Source organism: Streptomyces sp. NPDC097107 (assembly GCF_044762405.1).
In the GTDB taxonomy this organism is placed as follows: domain Bacteria; phylum Actinomycetota; class Actinomycetes; order Streptomycetales; family Streptomycetaceae; genus Streptomyces; species Streptomyces thinghirensis.
Window position 1 is genome coordinate 414,626 of record NZ_JBIWEF010000001.1, and the last position, 20,995, is coordinate 435,620.

The window sequence follows — 20,995 nt, forward strand, 5'->3', positions numbered from 1 at the left end:
CGCTCGGGTCAGCCGCAAGGCACCGTTGCCGGAGCCGACCTGATCCGGACGACACCCCCTGGCGTCCGGCGAGGACGCCGATGAAGAGTTCTTCATCCCGGACTCATCCGGGACGCGGGGTGGCGGGCGCAGGATCAGGGGCATGGTCTTCTCACGCCGGATGGCGGCCCTGGCGGCCGTCGTCCTGATCCCGCTCGGCATCGCGGCGACCAGCTTCGCCCTCACCGACAGTCCGCAGGAACCCAGGGTCCCGGCCAAGGTGGAGCTGGAGAGCGGCTCCCCCACCCCGACTCCCACCTCTTCCTCCTCCTCGCCCGGGCCGACGCCCGGCGACCAGGTGGTGACCCGGCCACCGGTGACCGACAGCGCTCCGGATGACGACGATGACGACGACCGAGGCAACGACGCCGGAGACGACCGGGGCGCCGACGACGGAGCCGGCGACGACGGCTGACCGCGAGCGCCGCCGGATCTCGGCCCGGGTCCGCATCCTGCTCTGGCTGCTGCTCGTGATGGCGGTCGCCCTCGCCTCGGTGGCCGCGACCACCCGCTCGATCCTGCTGCGCGACACCGACCAGCGGATCAACGGGCTGCTCGCCCAGGAGGCCGGCGAGTTCGCCAACTTCGAGGAGCAGGGCTTCGATCCGGAGACCGGCCGCCCGTTCACCGACCCGGAGCGGCTGCTCAAGGTCTTCCTGGAGCGGCAGTACGCCGACCTGGACGAGGAACTGGTCGGCCTGGTGGGCGCGGTGGGCAGCAGGCCCACGCAGATCATCCAGCAGCGCGAGATCCCGGTCGGCCTGCCCCTGCACAAGGACGCCGACGCCAGGCGCCGCGTCTACGCCTCCCCGGACTCCACCGGCACCCTGGAGCGGCCGGAGGGGGACATCCGCTGGGCCAAGGTCACCGTCGCCCGGTACGGCGGCGAACCGGCGGCCGCCTTCGTGGTCGCCTTCCATCCCGGGCGGGAACAGGCCCGCGCGAACGAGGTGTTCCGCGTCCTGCTCGCCATCTCCGGCGTCGCCCTGCTGATGACGACCGGCATCGCCTGGGTGGTCGCGGGCCGGATCCTCAAACCGGTACGGCTGGTGCGCACCACGGCCGCGCAGCTCACCGAGCAGGACCTGACCCGGCGCATCCCCGTGCACGGCCACGACGACGTGGCCGCGCTCGCCGAGACGTTCAACGCCATGCTGGACCGGCTGGAACGCGCCTTCGCCACCCAGCGCCGGTTCGTCGACGACGCGAGCCACGAACTGCGCACCCCGATCACCATCGTGCGCGGCCACCTGGAGCTGATGGGCGACGACCCGGCCGAACGCGAGGAGACCGTCCGCCTCGTCACCGAGGAACTGGACCGGATGAGCCGCATCGTCGAGGACCTGCTGCTCCTCGCCAAGGCCGAACGCCCCGACTTCGTCACCCCCGAGCCGGTCCAGCTCGCCGAACTCACCGCCGACGTCTACGTCAAGGCCCGCACCCTCGGCGACCGGGAGTGGGTGCTGGACGGGGTCGCCGACCGCGAGGCCCAGCTGGACCCCCAGCGCATCACCCAGGCCATGGTGCAGCTCGCGCAGAACGCCGTGCAGCACACCACCACCGGCCAGACCATCCGCATCGGCTCCCGCGCCGACGGCACCCGTATCGAGCTGTACGTCGCCGACTCCGGGCCCGGGGTCCAGCCGCAGGACGCAGAGGTCGTCTTCGAGCGGTTCCGGCGCGGCACGGCCCGGCGCGGTGTGCGCGGAACGGGCGCCGGGCTCGGGCTGTCGATCGTCAAGGCGATCGCCGAGGGCCACGGCGGCCGGGTCGGCCTGCGCGCCACCGAGGGCGGCGGCGCCACCTTCGTACTCACTCTGGAAGAGGCACGTCCATGAACCGCATCCTCATCGTCGAGGACGAGGAGCGCATCGCCTCCTTCGTCGAGAAGGGCCTGCGCGCCAACGGCTTCACCACCACCGCCGTCGCCGACGGCGACGCCGCCTGCGAGTACGCCCTCACCGGCGGCTTCGACCTGGTCGTCCTGGACATCGGACTGCCCGGCCGGGACGGCTTCACGGTCCTGCGCGAGCTGCGCGAGTCCCGGGTGACGACCCCGGTGATCGTGCTGACCGCCCGGGACTCCGTACGGGACACGGTGGCCGGCCTGGAGGGCGGCGCCGACGACTGGATGACCAAGCCGTTCCGCTTCGAGGAACTGCTCGCCCGGGTACGACTGCGGCTGCGTACGGCGGCCAGGGCACCGGAGGTGACGGTGCTCAGGTCCGGCGACCTCTCCCTGGACCTGCGGACCCGCCGCGCCCGTGCCGCGCAGCGGACCGTGGACCTGACGGCGCGTGAGTTCGTGCTGCTGGAGCTGTTCCTGCGGCATCCGGGACAGGTCCTGTCGCGGGAGCAGATCCTCTCCCACGTGTGGGGCTACGACTTCGACCCCGGCTCCAACATCGTGGACGTCTACGTGCGGGCGCTGCGCAAGAAGCTGGGGGCGCAACGGGTGGAGACGGTACGGGGCATGGGGTACCGGCTGCCGGGCTGACGCACCCGGCCCACCGACGGGCCGACCGGTTTTTGTGTGAAGTTTCCTTCATGTCGGACTCATTGAGGGCTCACCGCCCGGGAGAACCCTCGACGACGTGACGTTGAACCTCCGCCTGGCGGCGGCCCTCTGCGTGGCGCTGTCCCTGTGCGCGCTGCTCGCGGTACCCGCGAACTTCCCCGCCCTCGGCGGTGACGCGCGCCTCACCCTCGCCGTGTTCGCGCTGGCCACCTGCGCCTGGATCGGCACGCCGATCGACGACACGTACATCGCGCTGGGCGCCGGACTCGCGCTGACCGCGACCGGCGTGATCAGCAGCGACACCCTCTTCGGCACCCTCGGCGACGACACGGTGTGGCTGCTGATCTGCGCCTTCGTGCTGGCGGCGGCGGTGGCCCGGACCGGGCTCGCGGGGCGGGCGGCGGCGTTCCTGGTCGGCGGGGCGCGCAGCGTGCGGCAGTTGGTGCATCTGACGACGGCCGCGCTGGTCGTGACGGCGTTCGCGGTGCCGGCCACGTCGGGCCGGGCGGCGCTGGCGCTGCCGGTGTTCCTGGCCCTCGCCAAGGCCCTGGCCGACCGGAAGCGACTGGTCGTGATGCTCGCGCTGCTGTTCCCGACCGTGATCCTGCTGTCGGCGGTGGCGACCCTGATCGGCGCGGGCGCGCATCTGATCACCGTGTCGGTGCTGTGGGAGGCGACCGGCGACCGGATCGGGTTCACCCAGTGGCTGCTGCTCGGCCTGCCGCTGGCGGTGGCCTCCTCCCATCTGGCCGCCGAGACGGTGCTGTTGACGACGACCCGGCGCGCGGACCGCGAGGGCCCGGTCCGTATCACCGCCGAGGAGATACAGCGGCACACCGAGAGTCCGGTCACCGGTCCCTGGACGCAGGCGGAGAAGCGCTGCGCCGCGCTGCTGGCCACGGTGGTGGCCCTGTGGTGCAGCGAGCCCCTGCACCATGTGTCGCCCGCGGTGGTGGCGCTGATCGGGGCGGTCGTCGCCTCCTCCCCCGCGCTCGGCACGGTGCGGCTCAAGGACGCGCTGAAGACCGTGCCCTGGTCGCTGCTGCTGTTCATGGCGGCGACCATGGCGATGGGTGTCGCGCTCGCCGACTCCGGCGCGGCGAAATGGCTGGTGTCGGGGCTGCCCGCGCACGTCGCGCCGGCCGTCTTCCTCGGGGGCGTGGTGGCGGTGAGCACGGCGGCCCACCTGGTCCTCCAGTCCCGCTCGGCCCGCTCCTCCGTCCTGGTCCCGCTGGTGATCGCCGCGGCCGTGGGCGTCGGGGTCAACCCGGTCGCCGCCGCGCTCGCCTCCACCGCCGCCGCCGGTTTCTGCCACACGCTCCCGGCCTCCGCCAAGCCGGTCACGCTCTTCTCCGACATCCCCGGCACCCCCACCTACACCCCACGCGACCTCCTGCGGCTGTCCGCCTTCCTGGCACCGCTGACCGCCGCCCTCGTGCTGTTCTTCGCCGCCGCCGTCTGGCCGCTGCTCGGCGTACCCGTGACCCGTTGAAGGAGCCCGCCATGTCCGCCACGTCCTCCATGCCCGCCGTGTCTTCCGTACCCGCCGCGTCCTCCGTGCCCGCCGCGTCCTCCGTACCCGCCGCGCCTTCCGTACCCGCCGCGCCTTCCGTACCCGCCACGTCCTCCGTACCCGCCACGTCCTCCGTACCCGCCGCGCCCTCCGTACCCGCCACGCCCTCCGAACCCGCCACGCCCTCCGAACCCGCCACGTCCTCCGTACCCGCCGTACCCGCCACGTCCTCCGTACCCGCCGCGCCCGCCGTACCCGCCGCGCCCTCCGTACCCGCCGCGCCCGCCATGCCCGCCATGCCCTCGCTGCTGAACCGTGTCGTCGTGGCTCCCAGCGGCTTCAAGGAGTCCCTGTCCGCGCAGGCCGCCGCCGACGCCATCACCGAGGGTGTCCGCCGGGTCCTGCCGGACGCCGAGATCGACCGCATCCCGCTGGTGGACGGCGGCGAGGGCACGGCCGTCGCGCTGGCCGCCGCGACCGGCGGGCGGCTGGTGGCGCTGGCCGCCACCGGCCCGGTCGGCGAACCCGTCGGCACGCACTTCGCGCTGCTCGGCGCCCGGGACACGGCGGTGGTGGAGATGGCGGCCGTCGCGGGCCTCTCCCTGGTCCCCCGCGCCCTGCGCGACCCGGGCGCCACGACGACGTACGGCGTCGGCGAGCTGATCCGCGCCGCGCTGGACACCGGGGTGCGGCGCATCCTGGTCGGCTGCGGCGACTCGGGTACGTCGGACGGTGGCGCGGGCGCGCTCCAGGCACTCGGGGCCCGGCTGCTGGACGCGGACGGCTTCGAACTCCCGCCCGGCGGCCGGGAGCTGAGCCGCCTCGCCCGCGTCGACCCGTCCGGCCTCGACGCCCGGCTGAAGGACACCGAGCTGCTCGTCGCCTGCAATCCGTTCAACGTGCTGTGCGGCGATCGGGGCGTGGCCCGGGTGTTCGGCCCGCAGAAGGGGGCGACGCCCGCGCAGGTCGAGGAGTTGTCGGCCGGGCTGGAGAACTGGGCGCGTGTCCTGACCCGGGACCTCGGTGTCATCGGCACCGACCTGCGCCACGGCCCCGGTACCGGCGCCTCCGGCGGGCTGGGCTCTGGGCTCGCCGCCGTCGGCGGCCGGCTGCTGCCCCGCTTCGACGTGCTCCTCGGCCACCTCGACCTGGACGCCCGCCTCGCCCGCGCCGACCTGGTACTCACCGCCGAGGGCGCCCTGGACCACCAGACGCCGCGCGGCAAGGTCCCGGCCGAGGTCGCCCGCCGCGCCAAGCTCCACGGCCGTCCCGTCCTCGCCCTGGCCGGCACGCTCGGCGAGGGCGCGCACGAGGTGCCGGGGGTGGACGCCTGCCACGGCATCATGCCGGCGCCGATGGCCCTGGCGGACGCGCTGCTGCGCGCCGCCGAACTCCTCACGGACGCCACGGAGCGGGCGCTGCGGATGATCCTGCTGGGGTCGCGGCTGCCGGGTCAGGCGCCGGTGCCGGCGGCCGCGGTGCCGGCGGCGGCGGCCGCGGTGCCGGCGGCCGCGGTGCCGGCGGCGGACGGGTCGGGCACGCAACGCCCGTCCTCGGCCCGGTAGTTCCACCGGGCGCCCTCGTTCACCAGCTCCTTGACGGCGTTCACGAACCGCTCGACGTGCTCGTCCGGAGTGCCCGCGCCGAAGCTCACGCGGATGGCGTTGAGGGACTTCTCCCCCGGCGCCGCCTCGGGGGCGCCGCACTCGCCCTGCGCCTGTGGGGCGCTGCCGAGCAGGGTGCGCACCAGCGGGTGCGCGCAGAACAGGCCGTCACGCACCCCGATGCCGTACTCGGCGGAGAGCGCGGCGGCGAAGTGCGAGCTGTTCCAGCCCTCGACGACGAAGGACAGCACGCCGACGCGAGAGGCGTCGTCGCCGAAGAGGGAGAGGATCCGCACCTCGGGCACCTCGGCGAGCCCGTCCCGCACCTTCCCGATCAGGTACTCCTCGCGGGCGACCAGCGCGTCGAACCCGGCCTCGGTGAGGGCCTTGCAGGCGGAGGCGATCGCGTAGGCGCCGATGACGTTGGGCGACCCGGCCTCGTGCCGCGCGGCGCTGTCGTGCCACTCCACCTCCACGCCGCCGCCGGCGCGCCGGGTGACCCTGCGGCTGGCGCCGCCGCCGGCGAGGTACGGCTCCGCCCGGCGCAGCCAGTCCGCCCGGCCGGCCAGCACACCGGAGCCGAAGGGGGCGTACAGCTTGTGCCCGGAGAAGGCGACCCAGTCGACGTCCAGGTCGGCCACGGAAACGGGGTGGTGCGGGGCGAGCTGCGCGGCGTCCAGGACGATCCGGGCGCCGTGCGCGTGCGCCGCGGCGGCCAGTTCACGCACCGGCCACAGCTCGCCGGTGACGTTGGAGGCGCCGGTGACACAGACCAGGGCGGGCCCGTAGGGCTCGCGGGCGGCGAGGGCGCGCTCCAGGGTCTCGACGGCCTGCGCCGGGGTGCGCGGGGCGTCCAGGTAGGTCACGTCGGCGCCCCTCCCCCTACGCCCTGCGGCGTGGGGGGTCCCCCAGGGCAGCAGCGAGGCGTGGTGCTCGGTCTCGAAGACGAAGACCCGGCAGCCGGCGGGCAGCGCGGCGGCGAGCAGGTTGAGGGAGTCGGTGGTGGACCGGGTGAACACGACCTGGTCCCCGTCCCGGCATCCGAGGAACTCGGCGACGGTCTCCCGGGCGTTCTCGAACAGGTCGGTCGACAGCTGCGACAGGTACCCGGCCCCGCGGTGCACGCTGCCGTAGTAGGGGGCGTAGGCCGCCACGTCGTCCCAGACCCGCTGGAGCGCGGGCGCGCTGGCGGCGTAGTCGAGCGCGGCGTAGGTGACCTCCCCGCCGGTGACGAGCGGGACGGTGACATCGCGGCCGAGAACGGGCAGCGGGGTGGCGACAGCGGTGGGTACGGACATGGCGGACTCCCGTGAGGACCAGCGCGAGGACGGGCGCTGTGAAAGAGAAGAAGAAGGTGTGCGGAGGCGGGGCTCTGCGGCCCTATCGCATTCGCTGGTTCACGGGAGACTCCCTCGGACGACCCAGGACCCCTGGTTTCGCGAGGGGTCCGCGCTTGCCGTGAACCTTGCTGTCCACGGCCTGGTCTTCACCCGGGGCACCCCGCCACGGACGGAGGGTTGCCGGACAGTCGGCCGGGGCCTCATGACTGTCACTCATGACCTGACGAAAAACCTAGGGAAAAGATCGACGCCCCGCAACCCGAGTCCGGATCGCGGGACGCACGTCACACCACGGGGCCCAGGGGGTGTCGTTCGGATCCTGCCGGGGTCGCGGGGCCAGTCGCAAGGCGCCGCTGCCCGGAGCCGGCCCGATCCGAACGTCACCCGTGAGCGCTACGCGTGGCTCGCGGCCACCCAGCGGTCCAGGGCGCCCTTGGCGGCTCCCGAGTCGATCGCCTCGGCCGCCCGGTCCATGCCGGCCCTGATCTGCTCGGCCAGTGGTTCCTCGCCGGGCTCCAGGGCCACCAGGGCGGCCGCCGAGTTCAGCAGCACCGCGTCCCGTACGGGGCCCGTCTCCCCGGCCAGCAGGCGGCGGGCGACGTCGGCGTTGTAGGAGGCGTCGGCGCCGCGCAGCGCCTGGACCGGCACGAGTTCGAGGCCGACGTCCCGCGGGTCGAAGGTCTCCTCGGTCACCCGGCCGTCCCGCACGACCCACACCCGGGAGGTGGCCGTCGTGGTCAGCTCGTCGAGGCCGTCGTCGCCCCGGAAGACCAGGGACGAGTGGCCGCGTTCGGCGAAGACACCGGCGATGATCGGCGCCATCCGGGCATGGGCGACCCCGATCGCCTGGGCCTTCACCCTGGCGGGGTTGGTCAGCGGACCCAGGAAGTTGAACACGGTGCGGATGCCCAGCTGACCGCGCGCCGCCGCCACATGGCGCAGCGCCGGGTGGAACTTCACGGCGAAGCAGAAGGTGATGCCGGCCTCCTCGGCGACCTCCGCCACCCGCTTCGGCGTCAGCTCCAGGTTGACCCCGAGCTTCTCCAGGACGTCGGAGGCCCCGGACGCCGAGGAGGCGGCCCGGTTGCCGTGCTTGACGACCTTGGCGCCGGTACCGGCCACGACGATCGCCGACATGGTGGAGATGTTGACCGTCTTGGCGCCGTCGCCGCCGGTGCCGACGATGTCGACCGTCTCCCCCGGCACCTCGATCACGTTGGCGTGGGCGTACATGGTGCGGACGAGGCCGGAGATCTCCTCGACGGTCTCGCCCTTGGACCTGAGCGCCACCGCGAAGCCCGCGATCTGGGCGTCGGTCGCCTCGCCGCGCATGATCACGTCCAGCGCCCAGGCGGTGTCGTCCGCGGAGAGGTCCCGGCCGTCCAGGAGTCCGTTCAGCAGGGCGGGCCAGGAGCGGCCCGCCGCGGTGTCGCCTCCAGCGGGGGTCACAGCGCTCATGAGCCGCTCCTGAATCGTGTGTATCGCGGAAAGGGAGTGTGGTCCCACCCTATCCAGCCCCGGGCACGGCGAAGGGCCCCGTCCGCGGAACGGACGGGGCCCTTCGACCGTGGTGTGGCGACGCTGGAGGGTCAGTGGTGGCCGTGGCCGCTCGTGATCTCCTTGTACTCCTCGGCGGTCGGCTTCGGAATCTGCGACTCCTCGCCGTAGTAGCCCTTGCTCAGCTTGGCGCGGAGCTTCTCCGTGCGCTTCACCTTGCGCCGGACGCCGTTCTCGTCGACCTCCGGGCCGATCTCGGCCGGCTTGTACTGCTCGTGCGCGGTGAGCGTGTGCAGCTGCTCCTGGCTGAGCGGCTCGTGCACCTCGATGAACTCACCGTGCGGCAGGCGCTTGATGATGCCCGACTCGCGGCCGTGCAGCACCTTGTCCTTGTCCCGGCGCTGGAGGCCGAGGCAGATCCGCTTGGTGACGATGAACGCGACGACCGGGGCGACGAAGAACCCGATGCGGACGAACCAGGTGATCGCGTTGATCGACAGGTGGAAGTGCGTGGCCCACAGGTCGTTGCCGCCGCCGATCAGCAGCACCATGTACCAGGTGATCCAGGCGACACCGAAGGCGGTCCGGGTCGGGGCGTTGCGCGGGCGGTCCAGGATGTGGTGCTCGCGCTTGTCGCCGGTGACCCAGGACTCGATGAACGGGTAGACCGCGATCGCGACCAGGACCAGCGGGAAGATCATCAGCGGGACGAACACGCCCAGGACGAGCGTGTGACCCCAGAAGTTGATCTCCCAGCCCGGCATCACACGGATCAGGCCCTCGGAGAAGCCCATGTACCAGTCGGGCTGGGCTCCGGTGGAGACCATGTCCGGCCGGTAGGGGCCGATGGCCCAGATCGGGTTGATCGTGGCGATGGCCGAGATGGCGGCGATCACACCGAAGACCAGGAAGAAGAAGCCTCCGGCCTTGGCCATGTACACCGGCAGCAACGGCATGCCGACGACGTTCTTGTTGGTCTTGCCGGGACCCGCGAACTGCGTGTGCTTGTGGTAGAAGACCAGGATCAGGTGGGCGACCACCAGGCCGAGCATGATGCCCGGCAGCAGCAGGATGTGGATCGAGTAGAACCGGGCCACGAAGTCGTGGCCGGGGAACTCCCCGCCGAAGAGGAAGAACGAGATGTACGTGCCGACGATCGGCACGGACAGGATCGCGCCCTCCATGAAGCGGATACCGGTGCCCGAGAGCAGGTCGTCCGGCAGCGAGTAGCCGGTGAAGCCGGTGAACATGCCGAGGACGAACAGCAGGAAGCCGAACAGCCAGTTGATCTCACGCGGCTTGCGGAACGCGCCGGTGAAGAAGACGCGCATCATGTGCACGAACATGCCGGCGAGGAAGATCAGCGCCGCCCAGTGGTGGATCTGCCGGATGAGCAGACCACCGCGGACGTCGAAGCTGATGTCCAGCGTCGAGGCGTACGCCTCACTCATCAGCTGGCCCTGCAGCGGCACGTACGAGCCGTGGTACGCGACCTCGTTCATCGAGGGGTGGAAGAACAGCGTCAGGTACACACCCGTGAGGATGATGATGATGAAGCTGTAGAGGCAGACCTCACCCAGCATGAACGACCAGTGGTCGGGGAAGATCTTGCGCATGTTGGCCTTGGCCAGGGAGTAGATCCCCAGCCGGCCGTCGGCCCAGTCGGCGACGCGCTCGCCGGCCGGTGCCTTCCCGCGAGAGCGGGGGGCTTCGTTGGCTGTAGTGCTCATCCGCGCTCCCAGAAGGCAGGACCGACGGGCTCTTCGAAGTCGCCGAGCGCTTCGAGGTAACCCTCGTCGTTCACGCCGATGCGCAGCTGCGGCAGGGCGTGACCGGCGGGACCGAAGATCACCCGGGCGCCGTCGGCAAGGTCGAAGGTGGACTGGTGGCAGGGGCAGAGCGCGTGGTGCGTCTGCTGCTCGTACAGGGAGATCGGGCAACCGACATGGGTGCAGATCTTCGAGTACGCCACGATGCCCTCGTGCGACCACTCGAGTTCGCGCTTGTCCTTGATGGCCTCCGGCTCCAGCCGGATGATCATCAGGGCCGCCTTGGCGATCTCGGTCATGAACTCCTCGTCGTGCTCCTCCAGGCCCTCGGGCATGGCGAAGGTGAGGGAGCCCACCGCGACGTCCGAGGGACGCAGCGGCTCGTGGGTGTTCATGTTGACGAGCAGCTTGCCCTTGGACCACAGGGTGTGGCGGAGCTTGGTGCCGGGCAGCGGGCCGAGGTCGCGCAGCAGGACGACACCGGAGAGCGGCACCAGCGTGAGCGCGCCCAGCATCGTGTTGCGGATCAGCTTGCGGCGCCCGATCACGGACTCCTTGGCACCCTGCTTGAAGTCCGCGTGGACCTTGGCACGGGTCTCCGGGTCGGCCTCGATCGGGTGACGCTCGTCGGCGACCTCCTCGTCGGACATCAGGGTCCGGGCCCAGTGGACCGCGCCGGCGCCGATCGCGAACAGCGCGACGCCGAGCGTCATGCCGAGCGCGAAGTTCAGCGCACTGATGTGGCCGAGCGGGAAGATGTAGACCGACTTGTCGACCGGGATCGTCACGAACGAGGCGATGAAACCGACCGTGGCCAGCATCGACAGCGTGAACAGCAGGGCGACCGTGCGCTCGGACCGCTTGGCGGCCCGCTCGTCGGTGTCCTGGATCCGGTGCTCGTGGGGCGGCAGTCCCGGGTCGGCGAACGGGTTCTGGTCGTCCGCGGTGCGCACCGAGCGGTGCCCGTGCGGGGCGTCCTGCTCAGCGGGCAGGTTCTCTTCTGGAATGTCTTGGCTACTCATGACTTCTTGGCCTTTGCGGTCCGAGCGGCGACCCAGACGGCGACGGCGATCAGGGCGCCCAGTCCGAACACCCAGGCGAACAGACCTTCACTGACCGGACCCAGTCCGCCGAGGCTGAGGCCACCGGGCTCAACGGTGTCGTCGCTGTTGACCGCGTCCAGGTAGGCGATGATGTCCTTCTTGTTCTGCTCCGACATCGAGCCGTCGGGGAAGGAGGGCATGTTCTGCGGGCCGGTCAGCATGGCCTCGTAGATGTGCTTCGGGTCGACGTCCTCGAGGCTCGGCGCGTACTTGCCGTGCGTCAGGGCGCCGCCCTTGCCGGTGAAGTTGTGGCACTGCGCGCAGTTGTTGCGGAACAGCTCACCGCCCTTGGCGATGTCCGCACCCTCCGGGCCGTACTTCTCCTCCGACGGGATGGCCGGACCGGCGCCCAGCGAGGCGATGTAGGCGGCCAGCTGGTCGATCTCGGCCTGCGAGTAGACGACCGGCTTTTCCGGGACCTGCGCGCCCGGCTGCTGGGCCGGCATACGGCCGGTGCCCACCTGGAAGTCGACGGCCGCGGCGCCGACGCCGACCAGGCTCGGACCGTCGGTGGTGCCCTGACCCCCGGTGCCGTGGCAACTGGCGCAGCCGACGGCGTAGAGCTTCTTGCCCTCGTCGATGGCGAGGGACTGGGCGGTTTCATCGGCCTGCGCCTTGTCCGCGGGTGCGAACACGGCGTACAGCCCCCCTGTGCATGCCAGCGCGAGGAGTAGGACGACGAGCGCCGCCAGCGGGTGGCGTCGTCGTGCGGAGAGCTTTTTCACGGATTACCCCGGTGTCAGGATCTTCTGCGTCGATGCTTCTGGTATTGAGGCGGGTGCGCGCCGCGACTACTTGATCATGTAGATCGTGGCGAAGAGGCCGATCCAGACGACATCGACGAAGTGCCAGTAATAGGACACGACAATGGCCGCGGTCGCCTGCTCGTGAGTGAACCTCCGGGCCGCGTAGGTGCGGCCGAGGACCAGCAGGAAGGCGATGAGGCCGCCCGTCACGTGCAGTCCGTGGAAGCCGGTGGTCAGGTAGAACGCCGAGCCGTACGGGTCCGACGAGAGCGAGAGGCCCTCGTGCTTGACCAGCTCGGTGTACTCGAACACCTGACCGCCGATGAAGATCGCACCCATGACGAAGGTGACGATGAACCACATCCGGAGCTTCTTCACGTCACCGCGCTCGGCCGCGAACACGCCGAGCTGGCAGGTGAGGGAGGAGAGCACCAGGATCGTGGTGTTCGTCGCGGAGAACGGGAAGTTCAGCGCGTCGGCCTTCTCGGACCAGAAGTCCGGGCCGGTCACCGATCGCAGGGTGAAGTACATCGCGAAGAGGGCCGCGAAGAACATCAGCTCGGAACTCAACCAGATGATGGTTCCGACGCTGGTGAGGTTCGGTCGATTGACCGACGGGTGCGCGTGCCCGGTTTCTACTGTCGTTGCTGTCGCCACGACCGACATTATGTCGGTCGCTTATCCCGCCCTCACCCCGGGGGGTGCCGTTCGGAGTGTCCGCCCCGTCTGTACTGCCCGTATGGCCCATCGAACGGCCCGTCGAAGCCGTGTCCGAACCAGTGTTGACGAGGAGTTCGGAGGAGTAGCATCCGGCGCAACGGGCTACGACTGTTTCACTGCGTATCGGAGGAAGCATGCAGCCGACCGCCACGGTGCTGGTCTACAGCGACAACTCCAACACCCGCGAGCAGGTGCGGCTGGCGACCGGTCGCCGGCCGGCTCCGGACGTGCCCGTGGTCGAGTTCCTGGAGTGCGCCACCCCGGCCGCCGCGATCAAGGAGCTGGACAAGGGCGGGATCGACGTCTGCGTCTTCGACGGCGAGGCGGTGCCCATGGGGGGCATGGGACTGTGCCGCCAGATCAAGGACGAGGTCTTCCAGTGCCCGCCGGTGCTGCTGCTCATCGCCCGGCCGCAGGACGCGTGGCTGGCGACGTGGAGCCGCGCGGAGGCGGCTGTGACGCTGCCGGTGGAGCCGGTCGAGTTCGCGGGCGCGCTGGCCGCGCTGCTGCGGCAGAAGCGGCTGCAGGGCGTTTAGGGGCGCCCGCCGGGCGCCTCACACCACCGTCGGCCGCAGCCGTGCCGCCTCCTGGGTGTTCGGGGCGCTGCCGGTGCCGCCGGTCAGGGCGCTGCCCGTGCGCCACTTGTTCCAGTCGAGGTTCCAGTCGCCGAAGCCGTTGCCGAAGGGTTCCATCGTCTCGCCCTCGGAGTTGACCACCTGGACGAGGTCGCCCTCCTGGACGACGCCGAAGAACCACTCGGCGTTGGCGGTGCTCATGCCGACGCAGCCGTGGCTGACGTTGGCCAGGCCCTGGGAGCCGACCGACCAGGGGGCGGCGTGCACGTACTCGCCGCTCCAGGTGACCCGGGTGGCGAAGTACACGGGCAGGTCGTACGACTCCGAGGAGCCCTCGGCGATGCCGACGGTGCTGCTGCGCATACGTACGAAGGGTTCCTTGCCCAGGACGACCTTGACGCCGTTGCGGGTCTCGAAGCCGGGCTTGCCCGAGGTGACGGGGACCTGCTTGATCTCCTCGCCGTCCCGGTAGACCGTCAGCGTGTGCGCGGCGGCGTCGGTGACGGCCACGACGTGGTCGTCCGTGGTGATCGTCAGGGGCTTGGCGGTGCCGCCCCACATCCGGTCGCCGATCTTGATGCCGTCGAGGGTGCTGCGGACCTGGACGGTGGCGTGGGCGGGCCAGTACTCCTTGGGCCGGTAGTGCAGCTTCTTGTCGTCCACCCAGTGCCAGGCGCCCTCCACGGCCGGCGTGGAGTCCACCTTCAGGGCGCGTTCCACTATGGCCCGCTGGGCCGGGTCCGCGACCGGCTGGCTCAGTTCCGCGGTGACGGGCTGGCCGACGCCGTACGCGCCCGCCTTGGGCCCGAAGGAGACGCCCAGGGTCTTCTTGGAGCTGGGCAGGCCGGTCTCGAAGGTGAGGACCTTGCGGCCGGGCGCGCCGTCGCCGTCCTCGGTGCTCACCCGGACCGTGTAGCCGGCGCCCGCGGCCAGCGGTGAGGTGCTGTGCCAGCGGGATCCGTCCGCGGCGAGTTCGCCCGCCACGTAGCGGCCCGTCGCGTCCACGGCCGTGACGTCCGTGATGCGCCCGCCGGCGCCCTCGGCGACGACCTCCAGGGGTTTGTCGGGGTCGGCCTTCTTTCCGGCGTCCGTGGGGCCGCTGAAGGAGATCTGGCCGGCCGCGTCGTAGGGCGAGGCGGACAGCGGGTTGTCGTCGTCGCCGCTGCTGCAGGCGGTGACGGACGCGCCGAGGGCCATCACCAGCAGGGTGCAGCCGACGACCGTACGCCCCCGCGCCTGGAAGTGAACCGTGTCGCTCATGACCTCACGCTAGAGAGCCACGTCAGCGGCGGCACGGTGGGTAACCCGGACGAGTGAGTCGGATACGGCATACGAAGGAGCCCGGACGCTCCTGACGGAGTGTCCGGGCCCCTTGGCGCTCGGCGCGTGCTACTGGGTGCGGCTCTCACCGCGGTAGTACTCGAAGACCCAGCCGAACAGACCCACGAGAAGGACCGGTGCCGAGAAGTACATGATCCACCAGCCGACCGCCACGCCCAGGAAGGCGAGCGCTCCGCCGAACCCGAGCGCCAGCGGCTGCCAGCTGTGCGGGCTGAAGAACCCGATCTCGCCGGCGTCGTCCGCGACGTCCGCTTCCTTGTCGTCCTGCGCACCGACGTCGACCCGCTTGGCCGTGAAGGCCAGGTAGAAGCCGATCATGATGGCCAGGCCGAAGGCCAGGAAGAGGGCCGTGGTGCCGACCGGCTCCATCGACCAGTAGCCGTAGACGATCGCGACGGCCAGGATGAAGACGCTCAGCCAGATGAAGAGCTGTCCCTGGATCTTCACTTCCCGGCCTCCTTGCCGCCGGCGAGGGTCTTCTCACCGTGGCCGACGTTCTCGAGCTGGTCGATCGCCGAGACCTCCGGGTGGTGCAGGTCGAAGGCGGGGGATTCACTGCGGATGCGCGGCAGCGTGAGGAAGTTGTGCCGCGGCGGCGGGCAGGAGGTCGCCCACTCCAGCGAACGGCCGTAGCCCCACGGGTCGTCGACGTTGACCGGCTTGCCGTACTTGGCCGTCTTCCAGACGTTGTAGAAGAACGGCAGCATCGACATGCCGAGCAGGAACGAGCTGATCGTCGAGATCGTGTTCAGGGCGGTGAAGCCGTCGGCCGCCAGGTAGTCGGCGTACCGGCGCGGCATGCCCTCGGCACCCAGCCAGTGCTGGACCAGGAAGGTGCCGTGGAAGCCGATGAACAGCGTCCAGAAGGTGATCTTGCCGAGGCGCTCGTCCAGCAGCTTGCCGGTGAACTTCGGCCACCAGAAGTGGAAGCCGGCGAACATCGCGAACACCACGGTGCCGAACACCACGTAGTGGAAGTGCGCCACCACGAAGTACGAGTCCGAGACGTGGAAGTCCAGCGGCGGCGAGGCCAGGATGACACCGGTCAGACCACCGAAGAGGAAGGTGATCAGGAAGCCGGTGGACCACAGCATCGGCGTCTCGAAGCTGAGTGATCCCTTCCACATGGTGCCGATCCAGTTGAAGAACTTCACACCGGTCGGGACCGCGATCAGGAAGGTCATGAAGGAGAAGAACGGCAGCAGCACGCCGCCCGTGACGTACATGTGGTGGGCCCACACCGTCACCGACAGACCGGCGATCGCGATCGTCGCGGCGATCAGACCCATGTAGCCGAAGATCGGCTTGCGGGAGAAGACCGGGATGATCTCACTGACGATGCCGAAGAACGGCAACGCGATGATGTACACCTCCGGATGCCCGAAGAACCAGAACAAGTGCTGCCACAGCAACGCTCCGCCGTTGGCCGAGTCGAAGATGTGCGCACCGAACTTGCGGTCCGCCTCCAGCGCGAACAGGGCCGCGGCCAGCACCGGGAAGGCCAGCAGGACCAGCACACCGGTCAGCAGCACGTTCCAGGTGAAGATCGGCATGCGGAACATGGTCATGCCCGGGGCGCGCATGCAGATGATCGTGGTGATGAAGTTGACCGAGCCGAGGATGGTGCCGAAGCCGGAGAAGGCCAGACCCATGATCCACAGGTCACCGCCGATACCCGGCGAGTGCACCGCGTCGGACAGCGGCGAGTAGGCGAACCAGCCGAAGTCGGCCGCGCCCTGCGGGGTCAGGAACCCGCCCACCGCGATCGTCGAGCCGAACAGGTACAGCCAGTAGGCGAACATGTTCAGCCGCGGGAAGGCCACGTCCGGCGCGCCGATCTGCAGCGGCATGATCCAGTTCGCGAAGCCCGCGAACAGCGGCGTCGCGAACATCAGCAGCATGATCGTGCCGTGCATCGTGAACGCCTGGTTGAACTGCTCGTTCGACATGATCTGCAGACCCGGACGGGCCAGCTCGGCGCGCATGAACAGCGCCATCACGCCGCCGATCACGAAGAACGCGAACGACGTCACCAGATACAGCGTGCCGATCGTCTTGTGGTCGGTGGTCGTCAGCCACTTCACCACGACCTCGCCACGCCTCTGGCGCCGGACCGGCAGTTCGTCCTCGTAGTGGGACCCTGCCGCGGCACCCTGGGGTTCGTTGAGGATGCTCACAGGTTGTTCGTCTCCCGGTTCTTCTCGTGGCTCGTCTGCTCGATGCCCGCGGGAACGTAACCGGTCTGCCCCTTCTTCACGAGGTCCTGGAGGTGCTGCTCGTAGCGCTCCGGGGAGACGACCTTCACGTTGAACAGCATCCGGGAGTGGTCGACGCCGCACAGCTCGGCGCACTTGCCGAGGAAGGTGCCCTCCTTGTTGGGGGTCACCTCGAAGGCATTGGTGTGGCCCGGAATGACGTCCTGCTTCATGAGGAACGGCACCACCCAGAAGGAGTGGATGACGTCACGCGAGGTCAGGACGAAGCGGACCGTCTTGCCCTTGGGGAGCCAGAGGGTCGGGCCGGGGTTGCCGGTCTGCGGGTTCTCCGTGCCGGGGACACCGCAGTCGTAGGTGCCGCCGGCGTTCGCCGGGAAGTCCTCCTTGAACCGGTCCGGGATCGCGGCCAGTTCCTTGGAGGTCTTGGCGTCGCCGGTGGAACCGTCGACGCTCTCGACGTAGTTGAAGCACCAGCTCCACTGGAAGCCGACCACGTTGACCGTGACGTCGGGCTTCTTCTTGAGGCTCATGAGCTCGGACTCGTCACGTGCGGTGAAGTAGAACAGCACCGAGACGATGACGAGCGGAACAATGGTGTACAGCGCCTCGATGGGCAGGTTGTACCTGTTCTGCGGAGGAACTTCGACCTTGGTGCGGGTGCGCCGGTGGAAGAAGCAACTCCACAGGATCAGGCCCCACACCAGCACGCCGGTGGCCAGCGCGGCTGCCCAGGAGCCCTGCCACAGGGAGAGGATCCGCGGAGCCTCTTCAGTGGTTGGGGTGGGCATGCCGAGGCGGGGGAAGTCCTCGTATGTGCAACCGGTGGCGGTCGCCAGGACCAGGCCCGCGGTCAGTGCCTGCAGCAGCTTCCGCCGCATCGGGCGCCGCGGCGAGCGGTCGGAGCCGTTGGGACTCACGTAGCGCCTTCCCGAGAGTCTCGCCCGCGCTGTTCGGCTGCGGCCTTCTCGCTGGTCGGTCGCCGCCCTGCGTCGGGCAGGGGTTTGATGTTTATGCGGACCAAACCCTAGCCGACGCCCTCCGGGGGGTCGCGGGGAGGGTGGCATACGCGCCGGGGGGCACCCTGAAAGGGTGGGACGGGGGCGCCTACGGCGGTGGGAACCGGGGGTCCGTCGGCGGCTGACGGCGCATTGGGGCTGGTCGGGCCCGCGCGGCGGAGCCGCACGTGCCACGGGCCCGCGCCCCTGGTCGGCACTCTTCCGCCGGACGTCATAGCGTTGCCGTGTGGGCTACTTCGATGCTGCTTCCGCTGCTCCCCTTCATCCCGTCGCCCGGCAGGCGCTGTTGGCCTCCCTCGATGAGGGGTGGGCCGATCCCGCTCGGCTCTACCGGGAAGGGCGGCGGGCCCGGATGCTGCTCGACGCCGCCCGGGAGGCGGCCGCCGAGGCCGTGGGATGTCGGGCGGACGAGCTGGTATTCACCCCCTCGGGGACGCGGGCGGTGCATTCGGGGGTCGCGGGAGCGCTGGCCGGACGTCGGCGCGCCGGAGCCCACCTGATCGTGTCAGCGGTCGAACACTCCTCCGTATTGCATGCGGCCGAAGTACACGAGGCCGGCGGCGGGACGGTCACGCAGGTGCCCGTGGACCGGACGGGGGCGGTGGACCCGACGGCGTACGGGGCCGCCCTGCGCGGCGACACCGCGCTGGCCTGCCTCCAGTCGGCCAACCACGAGGTGGGCACCGAGCAGCCGGTGGCGGAGGTCGCCGAGGTCTGCCGGACGGCGGGCGTGCCGCTGCTGGTGGACGCGGCGCAGTCGCTGGGGTGGGGGAAGGTGCCGGGCGACTGGTCCGTGCTCACGGCCAGTGCCCACAAGTGGGGCGGGCCGTCCGGGGTCGGGTTGCTCGTCGTACGGAAAGGGGCCCGGTTCGCGCCGCAGGGCCCCGGGGACGAGCGGGAGTCGGGGCGGGCGCCCGGTTTCGAGAATCTCCCGGCGATCGTGGCGGCGGCCGCGTCGCTGCGGGCGGTGCGGGCCGAGGCGGCCGAGGAGGCGGCCCGGCTGCGGGAGCTGACGGAGCGGATCCGGGCGCGGGTGCCGGATCTGGTGCCGGACGTGGAGGTGGTCGGCGATCCGGTGCACAGGCTGCCCGGCACCGTCACCTTCTCGTGTCTCTACGTCGACGGGGAGGCTCTGCTGCACGAACTGGACCGTGCCGGGTTCTCGGTCTCCTCCGGGTCGTCCTGCACGAGCAGCACCCTGATGCCGAGCCACGTCCTGAAGGCGATGGGGGTGCTCAGCGAGGGCAACGTCCGGGTGTCGCTGCCGCCGGGGACGCCGCCCGAGGACGTCGAGCGGTTCCTGGAGGTGCTGCCGGGCACGGTGGCCGCGGTGCGGGAGAGGCTGGGCGCGCCTGCGGCCACTCGGGCCGCCCCCGAGAGCGGGGGCGGCCTCGTCGTGGACGCGATCGGCCGGCGCTGCCCCGTCCCGGTGATCGAGCTGGCCAAGGTCATCGGCGACGTGCCCGTCGGGGGCACGGTCCGTGTCCTGTCCGACGACGAGGCGGCCCGCCTGGACATCCCGGCGTGGTGCGAGATGCGGGGACAGGAGTACGTGGGCGAGGAGCCGGCGGAGAGGGGAACGGCTTACCTGGTCCGCCGGTCGGCCTGAACGGCGCCCTCACCCGGCGGCTCAGCCCAGGTGGGCCTGGACCTCCTCCGCAGCCTCGTCCCCGTACGCCTTGGTGAACCGCTCCATGAAGTGCCCGCGGCGCAGCTGGTACTCCTGCGTCCCCACCGTCTCGATGACGAGCGTCGCCAGCATGCAGCCCACCTGCGCCGCCCGCTCCAGCGGCACCCCCCACGCCAGCCCCGACAGGAACCCCGCGCGGAAGGCGTCGCCCACGCCGGTCGGGTCGGCCTTGCGCTCCTCGTCCGGGACGCCGACCTCGACGGTCGGCCCGCCGACCCGCTCGATGCGGACGCCCCGCGCGCCGAGGGTGGTGACGCGGTGGCCGACGCGGCCGAGGATCTCCTCGTCCGTCCAGCCGGTCTTGGTCTCGATCAGCCCCTTCTCGTACTCGTTGGAGAAGAGGTAGGTCGCCCCGTCCAGCAGTATCCGGATCTCGTCGCCGTTCATCCGGGCGATCTGCTGGGAGAAGTCGGCGGCGAAGGGGATCGACCGGGCGCGGCACTCCTCGGTGTGCCGGAGCATCGCTTCCGGGTCGTCGGCGCCGATGGAGACCAGGTCGAGACCGCCGACCCGGTCGGCGACGGTCTTCAGCTCGATGAGGCGGGCCTCGCTCATCGCGCCCGTGTAGAACGAGCCGATCTGGTTGTGGTCGGCGTCGGTGGTGCAGACGAAGCGGGCGGTGTGCAGGGTCTCGGAGATGCGCACCGAGCCGGTGTCGACGCCGTGCCGGTCCAGCCAGGCCCGGTACTCGTCGAAGTCCGAGCCGGCCGCGCCGACCAGGATCGGCCTGGTGCCGAGCTGGCCCATGCCGAAGGCGATGTTCGCGGCGACGCCGCCCCGGCGTACGTCGAGCTGGTCGACCAGGAAGGATAGCGAGACCGTGTGCAGTTGGTCCGCGACGAGCTGGTCGGCGAAGCGGCCGGGGAAGGTCATGAGGTGGTCGGTGGCGATGGAGCCGGTGACTGCGATGCGCACGGCGTGGACTCTCTCCTGAAGGGGAGGCGGGTTGACTGTTCACGCTACCCGGGAGAGCCCCGGGTCCGAAGCAGGCAAAACTACCCGGTAGTACAACTTTCTTCACGGTCCGGGACGTGCCTACGGTTCTGTTATGACGAACCTGACGAGGACCGCCGACCCCGCCCCGGCCGACCTGGACGGCGACCTGGCGTCGCTGCGCGGCGACTGCGCCCGGATGGCCCCGCGCTGGGAGGCGCCGGCCCACGCCGCCACCCGTCCCGTCCCCGTCTCCCTCATCCACGGCGTGCGGGTGCCCCGGACGTCGGCACGGCTGCTGGACGCGATGTCGGACTACGGGGACTGAGGTCCCTGCGGCGACTCCGGGGCCGTTCGGGCGGCGCCTGACGTCGC

General features: G+C 70.7%; 19 protein-coding genes and 1 riboswitch. Of the genes, 8 read left to right on the forward strand and 11 right to left on the reverse strand.

Features of this window, described 5'->3' with window-relative positions:
* The first annotated feature begins 142 nt into the window (after window positions 1–142).
* From ACIQ1J_RS01955 to ACIQ1J_RS01975, 5 genes are all read left to right on the forward strand, one after another.
* Window positions 143–454 (forward strand): small secreted hydrophilic protein, encoded by a 312-nt coding sequence (locus ACIQ1J_RS01955; protein WP_403553252.1) that lies wholly within the window; start codon window positions 143–145, stop codon window positions 452–454.
* Window positions 384–1,877 (forward strand): ATP-binding protein, encoded by a 1,494-nt coding sequence (locus ACIQ1J_RS01960; RefSeq protein ID WP_403553254.1) that lies wholly within the window; start codon window positions 384–386, stop codon window positions 1,875–1,877. Before ACIQ1J_RS01955 ends, ACIQ1J_RS01960 begins: the two co-directional genes overlap by 71 nt.
* The gene (locus ACIQ1J_RS01965; RefSeq protein WP_210958908.1) at window positions 1,874–2,536 is read left to right on the forward strand and encodes a response regulator transcription factor; all 663 of its coding nucleotides are present in this window, start codon (window positions 1,874–1,876) and stop codon (window positions 2,534–2,536) included. Before ACIQ1J_RS01960 ends, ACIQ1J_RS01965 begins: the two co-directional genes overlap by 4 nt.
* Window positions 2,537–2,633: 97 nt before the next feature.
* Window positions 2,634–4,049 (forward strand): SLC13 family permease, encoded by a 1,416-nt coding sequence (locus tag ACIQ1J_RS01970; RefSeq protein WP_403553257.1) that lies wholly within the window; start codon window positions 2,634–2,636, stop codon window positions 4,047–4,049.
* Window positions 4,050–4,366: 317 nt separating this feature from the next.
* A complete protein-coding gene (locus ACIQ1J_RS01975) occupies window positions 4,367–5,635 on the forward strand; it encodes a glycerate kinase (RefSeq protein WP_403553797.1) in 1,269 nt (422 codons plus the stop codon).
* Here ACIQ1J_RS01975 and ACIQ1J_RS01980 read toward each other — a convergent pair.
* From ACIQ1J_RS01980 to ACIQ1J_RS02005, 6 genes are all read right to left on the reverse strand, one after another.
* Entirely contained in the window at window positions 5,524–6,972 is a 1,449-nt protein-coding gene (locus ACIQ1J_RS01980; RefSeq protein ID WP_403553259.1) for an aminotransferase class V-fold PLP-dependent enzyme, read from the reverse strand. The two genes, ACIQ1J_RS01975 and ACIQ1J_RS01980, sit on opposite strands and share 112 nt — an antisense overlap.
* 146 nt (window positions 6,973–7,118) lie before the next feature.
* A riboswitch (SAM riboswitch) is annotated at window positions 7,119–7,235 on the reverse strand.
* A 172-nt stretch (window positions 7,236–7,407) separates the two neighbouring features.
* Window positions 7,408–8,472 (reverse strand): anthranilate phosphoribosyltransferase, encoded by a 1,065-nt coding sequence (trpD, locus tag ACIQ1J_RS01985; protein ID WP_403553261.1) that lies wholly within the window; start codon window positions 8,470–8,472, stop codon window positions 7,408–7,410.
* 131 nt (window positions 8,473–8,603) lie between these two features.
* Entirely contained in the window at window positions 8,604–10,241 is a 1,638-nt protein-coding gene (locus ACIQ1J_RS01990; protein ID WP_210958900.1) for a cytochrome bc complex cytochrome b subunit, read from the reverse strand.
* Complete coding sequence (locus ACIQ1J_RS01995) at window positions 10,238–11,302, reverse strand: ubiquinol-cytochrome c reductase iron-sulfur subunit (RefSeq protein WP_210958898.1); 1,065 nt, start codon at window positions 11,300–11,302, stop codon at window positions 10,238–10,240. Before ACIQ1J_RS01995 ends, ACIQ1J_RS01990 begins: the two co-directional genes overlap by 4 nt.
* Window positions 11,299–12,108: a c-type cytochrome gene (locus ACIQ1J_RS02000; protein WP_210958896.1), complete on the reverse strand. Its 810-nt coding sequence runs from the start codon at window positions 12,106–12,108 to the stop codon at window positions 11,299–11,301. The genes ACIQ1J_RS01995 and ACIQ1J_RS02000 overlap by 4 nt, the downstream gene beginning before the upstream one ends.
* Before the next feature lie 66 nt (window positions 12,109–12,174).
* Window positions 12,175–12,795 (reverse strand): heme-copper oxidase subunit III, encoded by a 621-nt coding sequence (locus ACIQ1J_RS02005; protein WP_064727486.1) that lies wholly within the window; start codon window positions 12,793–12,795, stop codon window positions 12,175–12,177.
* Between the two features lie 188 nt (window positions 12,796–12,983).
* Here ACIQ1J_RS02005 and ACIQ1J_RS02010 point away from each other — a divergent pair, with 188 nt between their 5' ends.
* On the forward strand, window positions 12,984–13,385 hold the full coding sequence (locus ACIQ1J_RS02010) for a hypothetical protein (protein ID WP_210958894.1): 402 nt from the start codon (window positions 12,984–12,986) through the stop codon (window positions 13,383–13,385).
* A gap of 18 nt (window positions 13,386–13,403) precedes the next feature.
* Here ACIQ1J_RS02010 and ACIQ1J_RS02015 read toward each other — a convergent pair whose 3' ends face one another.
* From ACIQ1J_RS02015 to coxB, 4 genes are all read right to left on the reverse strand, one after another.
* Window positions 13,404–14,684, reverse strand: coding sequence for an Ig-like domain-containing protein (locus ACIQ1J_RS02015; protein WP_403553265.1), 1,281 nt, complete (start codon window positions 14,682–14,684; stop codon window positions 13,404–13,406).
* 129 nt (window positions 14,685–14,813) lie between these two features.
* Window positions 14,814–15,212 (reverse strand): cytochrome c oxidase subunit 4, encoded by a 399-nt coding sequence (locus ACIQ1J_RS02020; protein WP_403553267.1) that lies wholly within the window; start codon window positions 15,210–15,212, stop codon window positions 14,814–14,816.
* On the reverse strand, window positions 15,209–16,942 hold the full coding sequence (ctaD, locus tag ACIQ1J_RS02025; protein WP_210958888.1) for a cytochrome c oxidase subunit I: 1,734 nt from the start codon (window positions 16,940–16,942) through the stop codon (window positions 15,209–15,211). Before ctaD ends, ACIQ1J_RS02020 begins: the two co-directional genes overlap by 4 nt.
* Window positions 16,939–17,898, reverse strand: a complete 960-nt coding sequence (coxB, locus tag ACIQ1J_RS02030) for a cytochrome c oxidase subunit II (protein ID WP_210958886.1) — start codon at window positions 17,896–17,898, stop codon at window positions 16,939–16,941. The genes ctaD and coxB overlap by 4 nt, the downstream gene beginning before the upstream one ends.
* A gap of 325 nt (window positions 17,899–18,223) precedes the next feature.
* Here coxB and ACIQ1J_RS02035 point away from each other — a divergent pair, with 325 nt between their 5' ends.
* Window positions 18,224–19,606, forward strand: a complete 1,383-nt coding sequence (locus ACIQ1J_RS02035; RefSeq protein WP_403553270.1) for a cysteine desulfurase/sulfurtransferase TusA family protein — start codon at window positions 18,224–18,226, stop codon at window positions 19,604–19,606.
* 21 nt (window positions 19,607–19,627) lie between these two features.
* Here the strand turns inward: ACIQ1J_RS02035 and ACIQ1J_RS02040 are convergent, their stop codons facing one another.
* Complete coding sequence (locus ACIQ1J_RS02040) at window positions 19,628–20,602, reverse strand: carbohydrate kinase family protein (RefSeq protein ID WP_403553272.1); 975 nt, start codon at window positions 20,600–20,602, stop codon at window positions 19,628–19,630.
* A 133-nt stretch (window positions 20,603–20,735) separates the two neighbouring features.
* Here ACIQ1J_RS02040 and ACIQ1J_RS02045 point away from each other — a divergent pair, with 133 nt between their 5' ends.
* Window positions 20,736–20,948, forward strand: coding sequence for a hypothetical protein (locus ACIQ1J_RS02045; protein ID WP_121746606.1), 213 nt, complete (start codon window positions 20,736–20,738; stop codon window positions 20,946–20,948).
* Window positions 20,949–20,995 lie beyond the last annotated feature (47 nt).

Bases quoted from the DNA above. Each gene is read 5' to 3' on its own strand.
- ACIQ1J_RS01980 (WP_403553259.1), bottom strand. From the start codon at position 6,972: ATGTCCGTACCCACCGCTGTCGCCACCCCGCTGCCCGTTCTCGGCCGC.
- ACIQ1J_RS01965 (WP_210958908.1), top strand. From the start codon at position 1,874: ATGAACCGCATCCTCATCGTCGAGGACGAGGAGCGCATCGCCTCCTTC.
- ACIQ1J_RS02045 (WP_121746606.1), top strand. From the start codon at position 20,736: ATGACGAACCTGACGAGGACCGCCGACCCCGCCCCGGCCGACCTGGAC.
- ACIQ1J_RS01995 (WP_210958898.1), bottom strand. From the start codon at position 11,302: ATGAGTAGCCAAGACATTCCAGAAGAGAACCTGCCCGCTGAGCAGGAC.
- trpD (WP_403553261.1), bottom strand. From the start codon at position 8,472: ATGAGCGCTGTGACCCCCGCTGGAGGCGACACCGCGGCGGGCCGCTCC.
- ACIQ1J_RS01990 (WP_210958900.1), bottom strand. From the start codon at position 10,241: ATGAGCACTACAGCCAACGAAGCCCCCCGCTCTCGCGGGAAGGCACCG.
- ACIQ1J_RS01960 (WP_403553254.1), top strand. From the start codon at position 384: ATGACGACGACCGAGGCAACGACGCCGGAGACGACCGGGGCGCCGACG.
- ACIQ1J_RS01975 (WP_403553797.1), top strand. From the start codon at position 4,367: ATGCCCTCGCTGCTGAACCGTGTCGTCGTGGCTCCCAGCGGCTTCAAG.
- ACIQ1J_RS02005 (WP_064727486.1), bottom strand. From the start codon at position 12,795: ATGTCGGTCGTGGCGACAGCAACGACAGTAGAAACCGGGCACGCGCAC.
- ACIQ1J_RS02015 (WP_403553265.1), bottom strand. From the start codon at position 14,684: ATGAGCGACACGGTTCACTTCCAGGCGCGGGGGCGTACGGTCGTCGGC.
- ACIQ1J_RS01955 (WP_403553252.1), top strand. From the start codon at position 143: ATGGTCTTCTCACGCCGGATGGCGGCCCTGGCGGCCGTCGTCCTGATC.
- ACIQ1J_RS02010 (WP_210958894.1), top strand. From the start codon at position 12,984: ATGCAGCCGACCGCCACGGTGCTGGTCTACAGCGACAACTCCAACACC.